Source organism: Acidovorax sp. 59 (genome assembly GCF_002754175.1).
GTDB classification, from domain to species: domain Bacteria; phylum Pseudomonadota; class Gammaproteobacteria; order Burkholderiales; family Burkholderiaceae_C; genus Acidovorax; species Acidovorax delafieldii.
On record NZ_PEET01000001.1, the window covers coordinates 2,425,787 to 2,445,031 of the forward strand.

Here is a 19,245-nt window from a genome sequence, read left to right on the forward strand (position 1 = left end):
AAACTTTCAACCGGCGACGGGATTGCCGTCGGCGCGGAAGCGGCTGCCCAGGCGGTAACGGGTGGCGGGGTGCAGGCAGCGCACCACGGTAATGGGCACGCCGCGCGACCAGGTGCGGCGGGTGAGCAGCAGGCAGGGCTCCTGCGGAGACATCTCCAGCAGCGTGGCCTGCTCCGCGGTGGGCATGACGGCATCGACCACATGCTCGATCTGGTCGAAGGGCACGTTGCGCACCAGGTATTCGGAGGGCTGCAGTTGCGTGAAGTCCTGGGCGGCGAACTGAGGCACCTGGCGCGGGTTCACATGGCGGTCTTCGAGCTGCACAGGCAGGCCGTCTTCGCGATGGATGCACAGCGAGTGGAACACCGACTCGCCCGTGCGCAGGTCCAGCGCGGCGGCCACCTCCAGCGTGGCGGACGTGCGTTCCACCGTGAGCACGTCACAGCGGTAGTCGTGCCCGCGCTGGCGGATTTCGCTGGCCAAATTGGCAATCTGCAACAACGTGGACTGTGGCTTGTCCTCGGCCACAAAACTGCCCACGCCCGCCACACGCACGATGCGGCCCTGCTCCACCAGCTCGCGCAGCGCGCGGTTCACCGTCATGCGCGAGATGCCGAACTGGGTGACCAGCTCGTTCTCGGATGGCAGGCGGTCGCCCGCACGCCAGATGCCTTCCTGGATCTTGCGCGAGATGTGGTCCTTGACCTGCTCGTACAGCGCCATGGCTTGCGCGGGTGCAGCCACGGCGACCACCGCCTTGGCGGGCGTGGCGCTGCGCGGGGCAGTGGCTGCAGTGCGGCGGGAGGGACGGGCGCTCATGTGTGGATGCCGGGCTGGTGCAGGTTCAGATCAGTGCAGGTCCGCCGCCATGGATTCGGCGCGGATCTCTTCGGTGAGGCGCGCTTTGAGGTCCATGAACTCGGGGCTGGTCTTGATCGTGTAATGGCGCGGGTGCGGCAGGTCCACCGCCAGCTCGGTCTTGATGCGGCCGGGGCGGGCGCTGAACACGGCCACGCGGTTGGCCATGAAGATGGCTTCGTCGATGTCGTGGGTGACGAAGAGCACCGTCTTGCGCTCGGCCTCCCAGATGCCCAGCAGCAGCTCTTGCATCAGCACGCGGGTCTGGTTGTCGAGCGCGCCGAAGGGCTCGTCCATCAGCAAAATCTTGGGGTCGTTGGCCAGCGCGCGCGCAATGGCGGTTCGCTGCTGCATGCCGCCCGACAGCTGCTTGGGAAAGTGCTGCTCGAAGCCGCGCAGGCCGACCTTGGCGATGAAGTACGCGGCGCGTTCCTTTTGCTGTGCCTCGGGCATACCGCGTTCGCGCAGGCCAAAGCGGATGTTCTGCTCGATGGTGAGCCAGGGGAACAGCGTGTAGCTCTGGAACACCATGCCGCGGTCGGCGCCGGGGCCTTCGACGGGCACCCCATCCAGCAGCACGCGGCCGCTGGTGGCGTGGTCCAGCCCCGCCACGATGCGCAGCAGCGTGGACTTGCCGCAGCCCGAGGGGCCCAGGATGGTCACGAAGTCGTTGTCCTTCACCTCGAAATCGACCGGCTGCAGCGCCTGCGTGCGCTGGCCTTTGGCAGTCTCGAAGACACGCGAGACGGCTTGGATGGATACGCTGCTCATCGCACAAAACTCCAGGCAAACAGACGGTGGTTGAGCGCCTTGAAGGCGAAGTCGGACACCAGCCCGATGAGGCCGATGATGATGATGCCGAAGATGATCTGACCGGTGTTGAGCAGCGACTGGCTGTCGGTGATCATGTGACCGATGCCGCTGGACGAGCCGATCAGCTCGGCCACGATCACATAGGTCCACGCCCAGCCCAATACCAGGCGCAGGGTCTCGGCGATCTCGGGCGCCGCGCCAGGGATGAGCACGCGCGTGACGATACCCTTGTGGCCCGCGCCCAGGGTGTAAGCAGCTTCCACCAGGTCGCGCCGCGCACCACCCACGGTGACGGCCACCATCAGCGTGATCTGGAAGACCGAACCGATGAAGATGACCAGGATCTTCTGCGCCTCGCCAATCCCAGCCCACAGGATCAACAGCGGGATGAAGGCCGACGCAGGCAGGTAGCGGCAAAACGAGACGAAGGGCTCAAAGAACGCCTCGATGCCCTTGTACGCGCCCATCGCAATGCCCAACGGCACGGCAATGATGGCGGCCAGGATGAAGCCGCCGACCACACGCCAGATGGTCATGCCGATGTCTTTGATGAAGCCGTACTCGGTGAACAGCAGCCAGCCTTCCTTCACCATGGTGACGGGGCTGGCCAGGAAGGTGGGCGACACGAAGCCGCCCAATGTGAAGAACGCCCACACCGCCACGAACAGGGCGAAAAAAGCCAGCCCCAGCATCCAGCGGGATCGGCTGCTCACAGGCTCCAGCGGGGCCAGCGAGCGCCGGCGCGCGGGGGCATGTGGTCCGGCTTTTTGCTCGGGTTTTGGCTCGGTAACGGACAGGGGTTGCACGGCGGACATGGAGCGCTCTTCTTCCGTCTATTTACTTGATGAAGCTCGCGTCGAAGGTGACGGCCAGGTCTTCAGGCGCCTTGCGGATGATGCCGGCCTCCAGCAGGATGGCCGTGGCGTCCTTCATGAACGTGGTCAGCTCGCCCGCAAAGAACTTCTGGTTGGCGGCCTTGTCCTGCCAGCGCAGGAAGGACGACGACTTGGCGAACTGCTCGCCCGTCTGCTTGACGGCGGCGCCCATGATCTCGTTGGACTTGGTCGGGTCGGCCTTGATCATGTCCAGCGCCTGGAAGTACGAGTTGGCCAGTGCCTGCGCAGCCTTGCCGTTGGCCTTGAGCCAGGCGGGGTCGCAGCCCACGGTGTCCATCACCATGGGGTAGTCGAGCGTGGTGGCCAAAATCTTGCCGGCCGCAGGGTTGTCGCGCACGGTGGAGAGGTAGGGCTCGTACGTCATGGCGGCGTCGTTCTGGCCCGCCACGAAGGCCTGCGCGGCCGCCTGGGGCGACAGCGTGGTGGTCTTCACGTCCTTGAGGCTCATGCCGTTCTTGCTCAGCATCCAGGCCAGGCCGAAGTACGGGGCTGTGCCGGGCGCATCCACGCCGATGGTCTTGCCCTTGAGGTCGGCAAAGCCCTTGATGTCGCCGCGCACCGCAATGCCGTCGGCGCCGTAGGACTTGTCCATCTGGAAGATCTGCACGATGGGCACGCCGTTGGCGTTCCAGGCGACATGTGTTTCGACCGTGGTGGCGGCGCACTGGATGGACTTGGAGGCCAGGGCCAGGTGGCGGTCCTTCTGCGGAATCATCTTGATCTCCACATCCAGGCCGTTCTTCTTGAAAATGCCGGCCTTGTCGGCCAGCGTGAGCGGTGCAAAACCTGTCCAGCCGGACATGCCCAGCACAATCTTGGTGTCCTGCGCCTGGGCCGGTGCGGCCAGGGCCATCATGCATGCTGCTGCCGCTGCCAGCGACGTCCATTTCACAACCGATCGAGTCATCATCTGCTCCTGTTTGAAGAAAGTACCTTGGCCCTGCCCACCGGAACGCACCTACGTACCGGAAGCCATGATGACAGTTTCAGCATACCTGTATATACAGGGTAAACACTGAAAAATCCGACTCATGCGAGGGGGTGCCGATCTTCAGCAAGAACGGGGCCAGGGAGGATGGTGTGTTCTCTGGTGGTCCAAGGCACCAGGAATCACTCCTGATTTGATAGCTACCAGGGCAATAAACACCTGCGCCACAGCGCAAAAAAGCCATCAATTTGCGTTGAGAAGCCGGACATGGCCGCTGGCATGTCCACTTCCCCATTGCACCAGGCCTGTGCGCTGGCCTGGCCGCATCGGTGCGACGCCACCTGCCAGCGCAGAGGCCAACCTGTCTATGCCGCCGGCTCGCGGCCTATTCCACCACCGGCAAACGCACGGTGACCGACAGGCCGGGCTCTGCATTGCGCATGTGCAATTGCCCGTCGTGCGCCTGCGCCACCAGCCGGCACAGGTACAAACCCAGTCCGACGCCACCGGTGGCGCGCTGGCGTGCGGTGTCCGGGCGGTAGAACGCCTGGGCCAGGTGTGGCAGGTGCTCGGGGGGCACACCGCGCCCATGATCACGCACCTCCAATTCCAGCACCCTGCCCTCATCCGCCAGCCGCAAATGCAACTCAGGGGGAAAGGCACCCGACTCACTGTGGCGCAGGCTGTTGTCCAGCAGGTTGCGCAGCAAAAGCCGCAGGCGGGACCGGTCCAGCCGCACCGAGGGCAAGTCCGGCGCCACGTGCAAGGCAATATCAGCGGCCCCGGCATGGCGGGAGCACAGGTCGGCCACCACTTCGCGCGCTAGCTCGGTGACATCGGTGGGCTCGCGATGCAGCGCCGCATGGCGGCCCGCCAAGCGCTCGCTTTCCAGCAGGTCGGTGATGAGGCCCGCCATTTCACCCAGGTCGCGCATGAGCGCCAGGCGCTGCGGTTGCACATCGGTCGTTTCGGGCAGCAGCTCCGTGTTCAGGCGGGCACGCGTGAGCGGGCTGCGCAGCTCATGGCTCATCGCCAACAACAGGGCACGCTTGGCCTCCAGCATCTGGTGGATGTCATCCCCCATGGTGTTGATGGTCTCGGCCAGCTGGCCCAGCTCGTCCGGCCGGTGGGCATGCCGCACCGGTATGGGCTGGGCAAAGTTGCCGTTGCCAAAGCGCTGCGCGCCCTGGCGGATGTCGTCCAGCGGACGCAACAGATGCCGCACATATACATAGGCCAGCGCCGTGAGCAGCAGCAGCACGGTCAGCGTGCCCCACGCAATGCGCGGGCGCTTGTCCCAGGACAGCGCGTTCAGGCCGAACTCGATATGGTGCCCATCTGCCGTCGTGCGGCGCAGCAGGCTGTGCCCGTTCTCGTCCCCGGTCCAGCGGTCTTCCTGGCGGACCTTGTCGCTCACCCAGTCGGGGTTCTGCTGGTCGGGGTGCGATGCCCAGTGGATCTGCGGCCCGTCGATGCGCAAGGTCAGTGGCAGGCGATTGGCAATCGCCTGCGCGCGCTCAATGCTCGGCGGGCTGCCAATCTCGGCGGCAAGGCGGTCCACATAGTCCATCAGCAGCGGCCGCGCAGCCTCGCGCCAGCCTACGGACACGGCCTTTTGCACCCCGCCCATGAACGTGACAGCCACAGTCACGGCCAGTGCCATGAACACCAGCACCAACCGAATGCGCAGCGAATGCCCTACCGCGTGGCGCGCCCGGCGGTGCCAGGGGCAGTTCGGGTCGTGAATGGGAGAACAAATCTGCGTCATGGGGCAGCGCGGCGCAAAGCCAGGGAGTAGCCCACGTTGCGCAATGTCTTGATGCAGTCCAGCGGCTCCAGCTTCTTGCGCAACCGGCTCACTACGATGTCCACCGCGCGGGTGTACAGCTCGGCCTCATGACCACGCAGCTGGTTCAGGATGTCGTCGCGGCTGAAGACCTTGCCGGGCTCGCGCGCCAACAGGTGCAACAGGTCGAACTCCGTGCCAGTCAGCTCCACCACCACACCATGGCGCTGCACACTGCGGCGCGCTGCGTCGATGGACAGGCCCTCGAACTCCAGCGCGCCCACGGCAACGCCCTGCCCCGGCGCCCTGCGCCGGCGCAACACCGTCTGCAGGCGCGCCACCAGTTCACGTGGCTCAAAGGGCTTGGGCAGATAGTCGTCAGCCCCCAGCTCCAGCCCCACCACCCGGTCCATCACCTCGCCGCGCGCGGTCAGCATCACGATGGGCAGGTCGCCCTGCTTGCGGATGGTGCGGCACAGCTCAAACCCGTCCATTTCGGGCAGCATCACGTCGAGGATGGCAGCGTCAAACCCGCCGACCGTCAGCTGTGCCAAGCCATCGCTGGGCCGAAGTGCATGAACGAGTTCCAGTTCAAAACGCTGGAAGTAAGTGGCCAGGGGGGCGCCCAACTGCGCGTCGTCGTCAATCAACAATATGCGGTGCATGAGCAATTCTCACACCGTCAGGCGCGCTCCCCAAGGGCGGTATCGACAGAAGCGCCAGCCGCACACAATGCGCGGTGTCGCACGATGAGTCGCCGCAAACGGCCCTGCGCACCGGCATGGAGCGCATCAAAATGGTCGGCAGCCGCCAGCAGGGCAGGCAGCGTGTGGGCCGCCACCGAGGGCTGGCGGGCGACCAGGCCCATCGCATGCTCGCGGTCAAAGCGCGGCCCCCAGACCAGCGACATCAGCTCATCGTGAGGCTCTGGCATGCCCGACAGCAGCGCGGGCCCGTGCACACGAACGCCCTGGGCGAGGCGGTGGATAGGTTCCAGCGTGGGTGACATGCAATGCTCCCCGCCCATCACCCGCGGGCCATCCAGCCCTTGCGACGCTGCATCAGCTCGCGCACTTTTTGCTGCTGGTCAGGGTTCAGGCTGTCATAGAAGTCGGCCATCGCATTGACCACCGCGGGACTGTGGGCCCGCACCGCACGCGTCTTGTCTTCGAGCAGGGACTGCGCCCGCACCCGATCAAACTTGTCGCCCGCCACAATGGCCTGCACCTCGGCTCGGGGGTCTGCCGTCTTGCCGACGAACGCTGCGCGCTGGGCTTCCAGTTGATCGGCCAAGGCATTGAGCTTGGTCTTTTGTGCCTCGTTCAGATCCAGCTTGCTGCTCACCCGGTCCACCATCTTGCCGCGCACTTCCGCCATCTTTTCCGCAGTCATCGGGCCGCGCTGGTGGTGCCCGCTGGAGCAGGCCGTCAGCCCACCCACCGCGATGGACGCACCAAAAATGCCCATCAGCGTTTTCTTGATCCAGGGTTTCATGATGCTGTCCTTTCAAAGACGGTATGGAACATGACCCTGATGGTGCGCGCAGCGGCTTGGAACGTGGTCTCGAGCCAGTTTCGGTTTATTTCATTTTGTTTCTTGGGCTGTGTTGGCGAAGCACGTCGACAGGTGTTTGACTGCGCGGACGGCAGCGTATTAGCCGATTTTTTCAGGGGTTTACAACGCGAAGCCGGGCATATACAGCCACTGCGGATTGCCGTTGAGGGACATGGTTCAAAGACGTCACGCCTCAGAGCCAGGAGGTGCATCGAATCGTTCGGTAAGGGCGAACGGAAGCAACTATCCTTGCGCAGCAGTACAAAATCAGTGGGAAAAGAAAAACCCCCAACCGTTACCGGTTGGGGGTTTATGTTTGGGCTGGCGTCTACTGAATGAAGCCTTGAAACCCGCATGAATGCTGTGTTCCTCATTTTCATTTTGCAGTTTGTTCCCCCATCTGTTCCCCCGCTTTGCCTTCGCTAGGCCCTCCACTCCCACCATACAACCCCCCTCGCAAGTCTTCGCAGCAGTCCGGGGGCGCGGCTCGAATTACCCGCATGGCATCGCCGTGGGAGGACCCAACGCACCGGCCCAACATAGCCATGCTTACTTACCTCTCACCAGCGGTCGGGACTAGAAATTTTGTGGGGCTCGAATTACCCGTGTGCGAACCTCCCAGGAAGGACCCACGACCCCCCAGCTTGCCGCAACCCTTCGGGGGGTTACCCATTTTTTACCGGGGACACCGGGGACAAATGGTCAAACTGCACGTAACCCGTTGTCGCCATTTAAGAAAGTTGTCCCCGGTAGCACCGGGGACAAACGCAAATATGCCGGGGACACCGGGGACAAATGAATCCACAGACGTGCGCAATCGTCCATCGATGCAGCCATTGCCTTCACTTAACCCCCTATAGAGCACCGCAGAACAGCGCGAGGGTTCGGCTCGAATTACCCGCACTGGGGGGAGCCAGGGAGGACCCAAGGCCGGGGGCTGCATGTGTCCACCGTCCACCGTCCACCCTTTTCAAAAGCCATTCACTCGCGCACCAATGGGGCTCGAATTACCCTTGCCAGGACCACTCAGGAGGGACCCGCCCAAGCCAGAGGGCGACAGTGCAATGAGTGCCCAGGCTCTGGCCGGGCACAGCAGAAACAGCAGGGGCCGCGCCCTTCCCCTTGGCGCCAGATGCCGCAAACCCAGCATGGGCAGCGCGAAGGTAACTCCCGCCCCCGCCCCTCACGGGCGGCACGGCATGGCTGCAGCCGCAAGGCAAACACGCAAGGCCCTGGCAGGGCAACCGCTCACAGGTCCAGTTCGAAGATGGCAGGCGGTATCTGATAGCACCGCACCTTGCCAATGCCTGGCAGCTTGGTGCTGACGGTGTACCGGTCGGACTCCTTCACCGTCAGGCAGCCATGCGCAGCCAGCACACGGCATACCGCCACATGGTCGAAGCCCTGGCAGATTTCAGCCTTGAACGTTTCAGCCAACACGAAGTATTCAAAGCTGACGCCCTCGCCCAGCGTTGCGGGCATGCGCTCCCCATACTCCCGCTGATGGGCTGAGTCGTTTTTGATGGGCTCGCCATCGGCGTTCAGCATGCGGCGCACACCAGCGCGTTGCAGGGTCTTGGGGGCGTGGTCATCTGCTGCCCGGTGCCACATGGCAAAGCGGCCATCGCCGTGTGTCTCCAGGAACCGGCGCACGGCACGCAGCATGGCCACCACCTCACCATTGCCAGCCCCACCCCGCGCAGCCAGCCAGGCGTCAAAGCAGGCGCGGGCACCGCGTGCGCTCTCCCCCGCTGGCCAGCCCGTCAGCCCTGCCTCGGTGGCCAGCTCACCAGCCACGCCCACGCGCTCACTTCCACCGATGTGCACAAGCGTGCGCCACAGCCAGGCGCCGCGCATGCCACACCGCTGCGCTGTCGTGGCAGTGTTGCCCCATCAGAAGATGGGCAGAGCGGGCACCCTTTGAAGGGCTGGGGGCGGGGTTCAATGGGTATGAATGTATGAATGAATTCCACTATTCAATAAATATTCCCCTTGTCCCCGCTTTGTCCCCGGCCTGGCCCCGGTTTGTCCCCGGTAGCCATTTCCTGCAAACCCGCTTGGCTGCTGGGTTCTGGCAATTTGTCCCCGTGTCCCCGGCAATTTTGGCGTTCATGGTGCTGAAGGAAGTCCAAAGCGGCCGGATGCGCCCATGAAAAAAGGGCCTCGCGGCCCTTGTGTCTGGTAAGGGTGTAGGGCTCATGCGGCCCGCTGTGGCATCGGAATCACGTCTGCCCCCTGGCGCAGCTTGTCCAGGTAGTCCGCCCACTGCTGCATCATCCGTGCTCGGTGGGCTAGGTACTGGGTGCGGTTGTAGGCCCGGCCGTTGGCATCCTTCACGGCGTGGGCGAGCTGCGCCTCAATCACCAGCGGGTCACAGTCCAGGCGCTCGGCAAGCATGGTGCGGGCTGTGGCCCTGAAGCCGTGCCAGGTCTGCACCTCGGGCGTGTAGCCCATGGTGATAAGGGCTGTGCGCACTGAGTTTTCAGAGATTGGACGGGAGTGGTTGCGCTCGCCAGGGAACACCATGGCACTGTGCCCGGTCAGCGGGTGCAGATCGCGCAGCACCGCCACGGCTTGGGTGGACAGTGGCACCAAGTGGGGGTGGCCGTTTTCCTTGCCGTCCTTGCCGCGCTTCATGCGGGCGGCCGGGATGGTCCACAGCGCCGCATCGAGGTCGATTTCTGCCCAGGCTGCGCCCCGCAGCTCGCCCGGCCGCTGAAACAGCAGCGGCGCGAGCTTCAGGGCTGCCCGCACGATGGGGCCACCCCGGTAGGCATCAATAGCCCGCAGCAGCTCGCCCAGCTTCACAGGATCGGTGATGGCGGCGAAGTGCCGGCCTCGATATGGAGACAGCGCCCCTTTCAGGTCGGCCGTAATGTCGCGCCCCACCCTGCCGGTGGCCACGCCGTAGCGCCAGACCTGACGCGCCAGCATCAGCCCCCGGTCGGCCGTCTCCACAGCGCCGCGTTCCTCAACCTTGCGAAGGGTCGCCAGCAGCTCCACGGGCTCAATTTCAGCCAGGCGCCTTTCGCCCAGCCAGGGGAAGAGATCGCGCTCAAACTGGCGCAGCGAGCGCTCAGCGTGTGCATCGCTCCATTGGGACTTCTGTTTTCCGTACCACTCCAGGGCCACCACCTTGAAGGTGTCACCGGCCGGATTGATGGCCTTGCGCTTTTCGACCTTGCGGGCCTGCACTGGATCTACCCCACCCGCCTTCTGCAGCTTGGCCGCGTCCCGTGCCTTGCGTGCGGCCGTCAGCCCAACGGCTGGATAACTGCCCAGCGCCATACGGCCCTCTTTGCCGTCCATCCGGTATTTCCAGAACCACCGCTTTGAGCCGGTGGGACTCACCTCCAGATACAGCCCGCCCGAATCGGCCAGCCGCTCGCGTTTGGCGGTGGGGGAACAACTCGCGTTTTTGCAGTGGGCATCGGTCAACATGGGGGAACAGCTCCAGGGGTGGGGGAACGGCCTCCCCCATAGGGAAACGGGGGAACAACTGGGCGCAGTCTACGACTTTTCGGGTTTGTTCCCCCATCTGTTCCCCCGCTTTGCCTTGGCTCTCCCTGCACGTCTATGCACTGCAATGGAAGATAGATCGTTGATTTTCCAAAGAAAAAGGGCGTTCACTGCACTTCAGTGAACGCCCTTGGACGTATATATGGTGGAGCTGGCGGGAATTGAACCCGCGTCCGCAAGCCTTCGTCAGGCAGATCTACATGTTTAGCGGTCTGATTTGGATCTCGCTACCCATGTCGCGCAGTCGCACGCTACATGGGCCGCCAGCACCCTATTTTCTCGCCTCCACCCAAGGTACCCGGATGGAAGCCAGCCCATGTAATTATCCTTGCAGCCGGGAGGCACTGATTGCTCAGAACCCCCTTGCCCAGCCCATCGGCCAACTGTTGCAAGGCTCACTGGCAATTAAGCAGCGAGTGCGAAACGTTCGTCGTTTGCAGTTAGTTTGTTAAATCGAGATTTACGAGCGTGACTCAAGCTCGACATGCACCACACTGATCCCGAACCCACGTCGAAACCAGGACAGCCCCTAGGCTTCTTATTTTAGGCGTTCGCGAGCAATTGCAAGAGCTCGCTGGGAGATTTAATTGCAGCGTGCGCGCCCCACTCTGCAGGGTCGGTCTTGGCGCCCAAATAGCCGTAGATGGCGGCCACTGTACCCATGCCTGCCGCCAGACCTGCCACGATGTCACGCTCGTCATCACCCACGTAAATGCACTGCTCCGGCGGCACACACAACCGCGCAGCCGCTTCCAGCAGGGGCGCGGGATGGGGCTTGGCGTGTGGCGTGGTGTCGCCACTGACCACTGCCGAAGCGGTAGCAAACAGCGGAATGGCCTGGGTCAGGGGTTCGGTAAAGCGGGCAGCCTTGTTGGTGACCACACCCCACGTCATGTTACGTTCGAGAATCTGGCGCACCAATTCAGGCACACCTTCAAAAATGGTGGTCTGCTCGGTCATGCGAGTTTCATAGTTCACGAAAAACTCTTCGCGCATGACGGCAAAGTCTGGGTGATCTGGCCCCATGCCAAAGGCTTCTGCCAGCATGCCGCGGGCCCCTGCTCCCGCCATGGGGCGATATCGGGCCGGGGGCAGCGAAGGCAGACCTCGGTCGGTGCGCATTTTGTCTGCGGCCGCCCCCAAGTCTGGTGCGCTGTCGATCAGAGTCCCATCCAAATCAAAAAGGACTGCGCGAATGCCATGAAAAACGGTAGCCATATCAGCCCAGGCGACGCGCGGCAAACAAGTAATTGACGCTGGTGTTGGCGCTGAGCCAATAGCGACGCGTGAGGGGGTTGTATTCCAGGCCCTTGGTGTGCAGAACATCCAAGCCCGCACTGCGGCAATGCACTGCAAGCTCGCTGGGGCGGATCATCTTGGCGTATTCGTGGGTGCCGCGCGGCAGCATGTTAAGCACGTACTCCGCACCCACGATGGCCAACATGAAGGCTTTGGCATTGCGATTGATGGTGGAGAAGAACACCCAGCCGCCGGGTTTGACCAAGGTGGCGCAAGCGCGGACCACCGAGGCGGGATCCGGAACATGCTCGAGCATCTCCATGCAGGTCACCACATCAAAACCAGCGGGCTGTTCAGCGGCCATGGCTTCGGCGCTGATTTCACGGTATTGCACGTTTTGGGTGCCCGCTTCCAGAGCGTGCAGTTGCGCCACGCGCAGCGCTTTAGTTGCCAGATCGATACCCAGCACTTCCGCACCCTTGCGCGCCATGGAGTCGGCCAGAATGCCCCCGCCACAGCCCACATCCAGCACACGCTTGCCGGTCAAGGCACTCAGCCCATGAATCCAGTCAAGCCGCAGCGGGTTGATCTGATGCAATGGACGAAATTCACTGTCAGGGTCCCACCAACGATGGGCCAATTCTGAAAACTTGGCCAGTTCGGCCGGATCTGCATTGACGGTTTCGATCATGTCGCTGATTGTCCATGAAGGGAGAGTGCGAAAAGCCCCAGACGCAAAAAAGCCCCGCGAGCGGGGCTTTTTTGTGAAGCAATCCGAAGATTACTGAGCGGCGCGGGTGCCAACCACTTCGATTTCCACGCGACGGTTCTTCGCACGGCCTTCGGCGGTCTTGTTGTCAGCCACGGGTTGCTTTTCGCCCTTGCCTTCGGTGTACACGCGGTTCTTTTCGATGCCCTTGGACACCAAGTAAGCCTTCACGGCTTCAGAACGACGCACCGACAGCTTCTGGTTGTAAGCATCAGAGCCGACGGAGTCAGTGTGACCCACAGCAATGATCACTTCCAGATTGATGCCCTTGACCTTGGAAACCAGGTCGTCCAGCTTGGCCTTGCCTTCTGGCTTGAGCACCGACTTGTCGAAGTCGAAGAAGGCGTCAGCAGCGTAGGTCACCTTGGTGGCGACTGCAGGAGCTGGTGCGGGAGCAGGTGCAGGGGCGGCAGCGGGTGCTGGAGCAGCAGCAGGAGCTGGTGCAGCGGCAGGAGCGGGAGCAGCGATTGCGCCGTCGCAGCCAGGAGCTGCCGTAGCAGGCGTCCAGTTGGCATCGCGCCAGCAGTATTCGTTGGTACCGTTCTTCCAGACCAGTTGGCCAGAAGCATCGCGCCAGTTGTCAACGGTTTGTGCGCCAGCGGCGGTTGCGAGCGCTGCAGAGGCAAACAACATCGCCACTTTGTTCAGTTTCTTCATGGTTCTCCTCTTGGGGAAAAAGCCGCAGCCGCGCTGCGAATCAGGACGCCTGGGGTGACCACCACCCTAAGCGTTCAAACGATTGTGCCATACGTAACAGGGCAAAAGCTGCGCGCGCTGGTCGGGCCCCGTAGGACAAAACCTGAATTGCTTCGATATGTTGCGCCGTCGCTACACGGTCTTACGCCTAAAATGGCTCTCCTTTGCCGCCCCCGCCGTCCCAATGACCCAGTTTGCCAAAGAAACCCTGCCGATCAGCCTCGAAGAAGAGATGCGGCGCAGTTACCTCGATTACGCGATGAGCGTGATTGTGGGTCGTGCACTGCCCGACGCGCGTGACGGCTTGAAGCCTGTGCACCGCCGCGTTCTTTTCGCCATGCATGAGCTCAATAACGACTGGAACCGGCCATATAAAAAGTCGGCTCGTATCGTGGGCGACGTGATCGGTAAATACCACCCGCACGGGGACTCTGCGGTGTACGACACCATTGTGCGTATGGCGCAGGACTTCTCGTTGCGCCACATGCTGGTGGATGGACAAGGTAATTTCGGATCCGTGGACGGCGACAACGCTGCGGCCATGCGATACACCGAAATCCGCCTGGCCAAAATCGCCCATGAAATGCTGGGAGATATTGACAAGGAAACGGTCGATTTCGGCCCCAACTACGACGGCAGCGAGAAAGAACCGTTGGTATTGCCCAGCAAGCTGCCCAACTTGCTGGTGAATGGATCGGCAGGTATTGCGGTGGGTATGGCCACCAACATTCCGCCACATAACCTCAACGAAGTGGTCGATGCGTGCCTGCACATGCTGCGCAATCCCGAGACGACCATCGATGAGTTGATGGAAATCATCCCGGCCCCAGACTTCCCCACCGCCGGCATCATCTACGGCATCAACGGCGTGAAGGATGGCTACCGCACCGGACGCGGCAAGGTGGTGATGCGTGCCAAGTGCCACTTTGAGGACATCGACCGTGGCCAGCGCCAAGCGATCATCGTGGACGAGCTGCCCTACCAGGTCAACAAGAAAACGCTTCAGGAGCGTATGGCCGAGCTGGTGCACGAAAAGAAGATCGAAGGCATCAGCCACATCCAGGACGAGTCGGACAAATCCGGCATGCGCCTGGTGATCGAACTCAAGCGCGGTGAAGTGCCCGAGGTGGTGCTCAACAACCTGTACAAGCAGACGCAGCTGCAGGACACGTTCGGCATGAACATGGTGGCGCTGATTGACGGCCAGCCCCGCCTGTGCAACCTGAAGGATCTGATCAGCGTCTTCCTGCAGCACCGCCGCGAAGTGGTGACTCGCCGCACGGTGTTCGAGCTGCGCAAGGCACGCGACCGTGGCCATGTGCTGGAAGGCTTGGCCGTGGCCTTGGCCAACATCGACGACTTCATCGCCATCATTCGCAACGCGCCCACGCCGCCTGTGGCCAAGGCCGAGCTGATGGCCCGCCCCTGGGACAGCAAGCTGGTGCGCGAGATGCTCACACGCACGCGTGCTGACGGTGGTGTGATCAACGCCGACGACTATCGCCCCGACGGCCTGGAAAAGGAATTCGGCATGGGCCAGGACGGCCTGTACCGGTTGTCGGAAACGCAGGCCCAGGAAATCCTGCAGATGCGCCTGCAACGCCTCACGGGCCTGGAGCAGGACAAGATCGTCGCCGAGTACAAGGAAGTCATGGCGGTCATCGAGGATCTGCTGGACATCCTGGCCAAGCCTGAGCGCGTGTCGGTCATCATCGGCGACGAACTCACCTCCATCAAGCAGGAATTCGGCCAGCACAAGCTGGGCGCACGTCGCTCCATCGTTGAATACAGCGCACAGGATCTCTCCACCGAAGACCTGATCACACCCACCGACATGGTGGTGACGCTGTCCCACACCGGCTACATCAAGAGCCAGCCCCTGTCCGAATACCGTGCCCAAAAGCGTGGCGGACGCGGAAAGCAGGCGACCGCGACAAAGGAAGACGACTGGATCGACCAGCTCTTCATCGCCAACACACACGACTACATCCTGTGCTTCTCCAACCGTGGCCGCCTCTATTGGCTCAAGGTGTGGGAAGTGCCGGCAGGCTCGCGCGGCTCGCGTGGACGCCCCATCGTCAACATGTTCCCGCTGCAGGACGGCGAAAAGATCAACGTGGTACTGCCGCTCACCGGCGACATGCGCAGCTTCCCTGCGGACCGCTACGTGTTCATGGCCACCAGCATGGGCACCGTGAAGAAGACGGCACTGGACGAGTTCAGCAACCCGCGCAAGGGCGGCATCATTGCCGTGAACCTGGATGACGGCGACTACCTGATCGGTGCCGCCCTCACCGATGGCAAGCATGACGTGATGTTGTTCAGCGACGGTGGCAAGGCCGTGCGCTTCGACGAAAACGATGTGCGCCCACTGGGCCGTGCGGCGCGTGGCGTGCGCGGCATGATGCTGGAAGACGGTCAGAGCGTGATCGCCATGCTGGTCGCCGAAGACGAAACGCAGAGTGTGTTGACTGCTACAGAAAACGGCTATGGCAAGCGCACCAGCATCACTGAATACACCCGCCATGGCCGTGGCACCAAGGGCATGATCGCCATCCAGCAGAGCGAGCGCAACGGCAAGGTCGTTGCCGCCACGCTGGTGCACGCGGATGACGAGATCATGCTGATCACCGACAAGGGCGTGCTGGTACGCACCCGCGTGAGCGAGATCCGCGAACTGGGTCGTGCCACGCAGGGCGTGACGTTGATCGCACTGGACGAAGGCTCCAAGCTCAGTGGCTTGCAGCGCATTGTTGAGAACGACGCCAATGTGACGGATGCAGAAGCTGATGGGGATGCAAGCCCGGACGGTGGCACTTCCTCCGCACCTGAAGCCCCCGACGCCTGACCACCGCAGGGCGTGAAGTCGCCCTGCCAACGCTATCAAAAGCGAAGCATCAGGCGCTTATTGAATAAGCGCCTGATGCATTTTTAGCTCATCTCATGAAACGCCCTTACAACTTCTCCGCAGGCCCTGCCGCCATCCCCTCCGAAGTCCTGGAACAAGCCGCCGCCGAGATGCTGGACTGGCACGGCAGCGGCATGGGCGTGATGGAAATGAGCCACCGCGGCAAGGAGTTTCTATCCATCTACGAAAAGGCGGAAGCCGACCTGCGCGAGCTGCTGGCCGTGCCGTCGCATTTCAAGATCCTCTTCATGCAAGGTGGTGGCTTGGCCGAAAACGCCATCGTTCCGCTCAACCTGTCGCGTGCCGGCGTGGTCGATTTTGTGGTGACCGGCAGCTGGAGCCAGAAGTCGCAAAAGGAAGCACGCAAATATGCGTCCGAAGTCAACATCGTCGCCACGGGCGAAGAGACGGGCTATACCACCGTGCCGGACCCAGCTTCGTGGACGGTGAGTCGGGGCGCGAGCTACCTGCACCTGTGCAGCAACGAAACCATCCACGGTACCGAGTTCCACCAGCTGCCCGACCTCAAGGCGCTGGGCAGCGATGCGCCGCTGGTGATCGATTTCTCCTCGCACGTGGCCTCGCGGCCCGTGGACTGGAGCCGCGTGGGTCTTGCCTTTGGCGGAGCGCAAAAGAACCTGGGGCCCGCAGGCCTCACGTTGGTGATCGTGCGCGACGACCTGCTGGGCCATGCCCTGCCCGCCTGCCCCAGCGCCTTCGACTACAAAATCGTGGCCGACAACCAGTCCATGTACAACACGCCGCCCACCTGGGGCATCTACGTCGCCGGGCTGACCTTCCAGTGGCTCAAGCGCCAGACCGAAGGCAGCCTGACCGGAGTAGCCGCCATGGAGCAGCGCAACATTGCCAAGGCCACGCTGCTGTACAACGCCATCGACCAATCGCAGCTGTACGTCAACAAGGTGGCGGCCAACTGCCGCTCGCGCATGAACGTCCCGTTCTTCCTGCGTGACGAAAGCCGTAACGACGCCTTCCTGGCCGGTGCCAAGGAGCGCGGGCTGCTGCAGCTCAAAGGCCACAAGTCCGTGGGAGGCATGCGCGCCAGCATCTACAACGCCATGCCATTGGCGGGCGTGCAGGCGCTGGTGGACTACATGCGAGAATTTGAGCAAAAGCACGCCTGAGCGCGCACCCCACACGACAGCAACAGAAAACGGCTCCCAGAGCACGCACCGCTACCCCACCGTCCATGAACAATCCGCAAGCCTCACCCGACCTCGCCAGCCTGCGCGTGCAGATCGACAGCATCGACCAGCAACTGCTCACGCTGCTGAACCAGAGGGCGCTGGTGGCTGAACAGGTGGGTGAAGTCAAGAAACGTGAGGGCACGCCCTTCTTCCGCCCCGACCGTGTGGCGCAGGTCATCGACAAAATCACCAACGCCAACCCGGGCCCGCTCAAGGGTGCGCACGTGGCGGCGATCTGGCGCGAGATCATGTCTGCCTGCCTGGCCCTCGAATCACCCCAGCGTGTGGCCGTGCTGGGCCCCGAGGGCACGTTCTGCGAGCAGGCCGCGATTGAATTCTTCGGCGGTGCCGCCGACCTGATGTACTGCGCCAACTTCGACGAGGTGTTCCACGCCACGGCGGCAGGCAGTGCCCAATATGGCGTGGTGGGCGTAGAGAACTCCACCGAGGGCGTGGTCACCCGCTCTCTGGACCTGTTCCTGCACACCCCTACGCATGTGGTGGGCGAGGTCAGCCTGCTGGTGCGCCACAACCTGCTGCGCACCAGCAACTCGCTCGAAGGCATCGAGGTGGTGCTGGCCCATCCGCAGGCGCTGGCCCAATGCCAGGCCTGGTTGTCCAAGCACCTGCCGCACGCCGAGCGCCGCCCGGTGTCCAGCAATGCCGAAGGCGCGCGACTGGCCACCACCAACCCGGCCTGGGCGGCACTCTCCAGCGAGCGTGCGGCCACCCAATTTGGCTTGCACATCGTCTCCCACGCCATCCAGGACGACGCCTACAACCGTACCCGCTTCGCCATCATCTGCCTGCCCCACACGCTGCAGACGCCGCCTCCGTCGGGCAAGGATTGCACCAGCCTCGTGGTGTCGGTGCCCAACCGACCCGGCGCCGTGCACGACCTGCTGGTGCCGCTCAAGACGCACGGTGTGTCCATGACGCGCTTTGAGTCGCGCCCGGCCCGCACGGGCCAGTGGGAGTACTACTTCTACATCGATCTCGACGGCCACCCCGCCCAGCCCCATGTGGCACGGGCGCTGGAAGAACTGCGCAGCCTGTGTGCGTTCTACAAGGTCCTGGGCACTTACCCCGTGTCATCCTGAGGAGCAGCCGCCATGTTTGAACAATTGGGACTGATCGGCTGTGGGCTCATGGGAGGCTCATTCGCCCTGGCCATGAAGAAGGCCGGGTTGGTCAAACGCGTGGTGGGCTACAGCAAGTCGCCCTCCACCACCGACCGCGCCCGCCAGCTGGGCGTGATCGACGTCGAGGCGCCTTCCGCGCTACTGGCTGTGGCGGGCGCCGACATTGTGCTGGTGGCAGTCCCCGTGGCAGCCACCGAGGCCACCCTCAAGGCCATCAAGCACCTTGTCACCCCCCAGATGCTCATCATGGACGTGGGGTCGACCAAGTCCGATGTGGTGCAGGCCGCACAGCGTTCGCTGCGGGACCAGGTGGGCTCCTTTGTGCCCGCACACCCCATCACGGGGCGCGAAGTGTCGGGCGTGGAACACGCCGAAGCCGACCTGTACAGCGGGCGCCAGGTGATCCTGACTCCCACCGAGCGCACCCTGACGGCCCAGCTGCAGGACGCCGAAAAGATCTGGACTGCGCTGGGCTGCCGCGTGACCAGCATGTCGCCGGAGTCGCACGACGCGGCCTTTGCCGCCGTCAGCCACCTGCCCCATTTGCTGGCGTTTGCGATGATGAACAGCATCACCGGCCAGACGCACGGTGACGACTTTCTGTCCCTCGCAGGCCCCGGGTTCCGCGACTTCACCCGCATTGCCGCCAGCGATCCCAAAGTGTGGCGCGACATCCTGCTGTCCAACCGCGACGAGCTGATTGCCCAATCCAAGCTGTTCCAGCAGGCCCTGCGCAACATCGAGCAGGCCATGGAAAAAGGCAATGCCCAGGCGCTCGAAGACATGCTATCCTTGGCCAGCGAAACCCGGGCGCATTGGCGCATGGGCGCGAAGAGAAAGTAACCCCCTGAGCCGCCTGCGGCGCCTTCCCCCAAGGGGGACGCACCCGGTGGCCTGGCAAAGCCAGCTCCACGGGTGCACTGGGATGG

The 19,245-nt window shown here is 63.1% G+C and carries 18 protein-coding genes and 1 other RNA gene; 5 read left to right on the top strand and 14 right to left on the bottom strand.

What is annotated here, in order from left to right; genetic code table 11:
- Positions 1-6: 6 nt before the first annotated feature.
- The 8 genes from hutC to CLU87_RS10930 all read right to left on the bottom strand — a co-directional run bounded on the left by hutC (position 7) and on the right by CLU87_RS10930 (position 6,775).
- Positions 7-819: a histidine utilization repressor gene (gene hutC / locus CLU87_RS10895; RefSeq protein WP_056063609.1), complete on the bottom strand. Its 813-nt coding sequence runs from the start codon at positions 817-819 to the stop codon at positions 7-9.
- A gap of 30 nt (positions 820-849) precedes the next feature.
- Positions 850-1,629, bottom strand: a complete 780-nt coding sequence (locus tag CLU87_RS10900; protein ID WP_056063613.1) for an ABC transporter ATP-binding protein — start codon at positions 1,627-1,629, stop codon at positions 850-852.
- Complete coding sequence (locus tag CLU87_RS10905) at positions 1,626-2,486, bottom strand: ABC transporter permease (protein WP_056746321.1); 861 nt, start codon at positions 2,484-2,486, stop codon at positions 1,626-1,628. Before CLU87_RS10905 ends, CLU87_RS10900 begins: the two co-directional genes overlap by 4 nt.
- Positions 2,487-2,508: 22 nt before the next feature.
- A complete protein-coding gene (locus CLU87_RS10910; RefSeq protein WP_099732135.1) occupies positions 2,509-3,474 on the bottom strand; it encodes an ABC transporter substrate-binding protein in 966 nt (321 codons plus the stop codon).
- 406 nt (positions 3,475-3,880) lie between these two features.
- Positions 3,881-5,263 (bottom strand): HAMP domain-containing sensor histidine kinase, encoded by a 1,383-nt coding sequence (locus CLU87_RS10915; protein WP_099730460.1) that lies wholly within the window; start codon positions 5,261-5,263, stop codon positions 3,881-3,883.
- Positions 5,260-5,946, bottom strand: coding sequence for a response regulator transcription factor (locus tag CLU87_RS10920; protein ID WP_099730461.1), 687 nt, complete (start codon positions 5,944-5,946; stop codon positions 5,260-5,262). The genes CLU87_RS10915 and CLU87_RS10920 overlap by 4 nt, the downstream gene beginning before the upstream one ends.
- Positions 5,947-5,963: 17 nt before the next feature.
- Positions 5,964-6,290 carry a hypothetical protein gene (locus CLU87_RS10925; RefSeq protein ID WP_056065068.1) on the bottom strand — a complete coding sequence of 109 codons (327 nt, stop codon included), beginning with the start codon at positions 6,288-6,290 and terminating at the stop codon, positions 5,964-5,966.
- A 17-nt stretch (positions 6,291-6,307) separates the two neighbouring features.
- Positions 6,308-6,775: a Spy/CpxP family protein refolding chaperone gene (locus CLU87_RS10930; protein ID WP_099730462.1), complete on the bottom strand. Its 468-nt coding sequence runs from the start codon at positions 6,773-6,775 to the stop codon at positions 6,308-6,310.
- A gap of 30 nt (positions 6,776-6,805) precedes the next feature.
- Between CLU87_RS10930 and CLU87_RS23155 the strand changes: the two genes are divergently transcribed.
- Positions 6,806-7,174, top strand: coding sequence for a hypothetical protein (locus tag CLU87_RS23155; RefSeq protein ID WP_143227272.1), 369 nt, complete (start codon positions 6,806-6,808; stop codon positions 7,172-7,174).
- Between the two features lie 909 nt (positions 7,175-8,083).
- Here CLU87_RS23155 and CLU87_RS10935 read toward each other — a convergent pair.
- The 6 genes from CLU87_RS10935 to ompA form a co-directional block, all read right to left on the bottom strand.
- Positions 8,084-8,692 carry a hypothetical protein gene (locus CLU87_RS10935; RefSeq protein WP_099730463.1) on the bottom strand — a complete coding sequence of 203 codons (609 nt, stop codon included), beginning with the start codon at positions 8,690-8,692 and terminating at the stop codon, positions 8,084-8,086.
- Positions 8,693-9,031: 339 nt separating this feature from the next.
- A complete protein-coding gene (locus CLU87_RS10940; protein WP_099730464.1) occupies positions 9,032-10,276 on the bottom strand; it encodes a site-specific integrase in 1,245 nt (414 codons plus the stop codon).
- A gap of 221 nt (positions 10,277-10,497) precedes the next feature.
- Positions 10,498-10,884: a transfer-messenger RNA gene (ssrA, locus tag CLU87_RS10945) on the bottom strand.
- A 13-nt stretch (positions 10,885-10,897) separates the two neighbouring features.
- Positions 10,898-11,572 (bottom strand): HAD family hydrolase, encoded by a 675-nt coding sequence (locus CLU87_RS10950; protein WP_099730465.1) that lies wholly within the window; start codon positions 11,570-11,572, stop codon positions 10,898-10,900.
- Position 11,573: 1 nt separating this feature from the next.
- A complete protein-coding gene (ubiG, locus tag CLU87_RS10955) occupies positions 11,574-12,284 on the bottom strand; it encodes a bifunctional 2-polyprenyl-6-hydroxyphenol methylase/3-demethylubiquinol 3-O-methyltransferase UbiG (protein WP_099730466.1) in 711 nt (236 codons plus the stop codon).
- Between the two features lie 90 nt (positions 12,285-12,374).
- Positions 12,375-13,019, bottom strand: a complete 645-nt coding sequence (gene ompA / locus CLU87_RS10960) for an outer membrane protein OmpA (RefSeq protein WP_015014428.1) — start codon at positions 13,017-13,019, stop codon at positions 12,375-12,377.
- A 223-nt stretch (positions 13,020-13,242) separates the two neighbouring features.
- Here ompA and gyrA point away from each other — a divergent pair, with 223 nt between their 5' ends.
- The 4 genes from gyrA to CLU87_RS10980 all read left to right on the top strand — a co-directional run bounded on the left by gyrA (position 13,243) and on the right by CLU87_RS10980 (position 19,159).
- Complete coding sequence (gyrA, locus tag CLU87_RS10965) at positions 13,243-15,906, top strand: DNA gyrase subunit A (RefSeq protein ID WP_056063635.1); 2,664 nt, start codon at positions 13,243-13,245, stop codon at positions 15,904-15,906.
- Between the two features lie 95 nt (positions 15,907-16,001).
- A complete protein-coding gene (serC, locus tag CLU87_RS10970; RefSeq protein WP_099730467.1) occupies positions 16,002-17,111 on the top strand; it encodes a 3-phosphoserine/phosphohydroxythreonine transaminase in 1,110 nt (369 codons plus the stop codon).
- Positions 17,112-17,176: 65 nt separating this feature from the next.
- Complete coding sequence (gene pheA, locus CLU87_RS10975; protein WP_056746355.1) at positions 17,177-18,274, top strand: prephenate dehydratase; 1,098 nt, start codon at positions 17,177-17,179, stop codon at positions 18,272-18,274.
- 12 nt (positions 18,275-18,286) lie between these two features.
- A complete protein-coding gene (locus CLU87_RS10980; RefSeq protein ID WP_099730468.1) occupies positions 18,287-19,159 on the top strand; it encodes a prephenate dehydrogenase in 873 nt (290 codons plus the stop codon).
- The last annotated feature ends 86 nt before the right edge of the window (positions 19,160-19,245 follow it).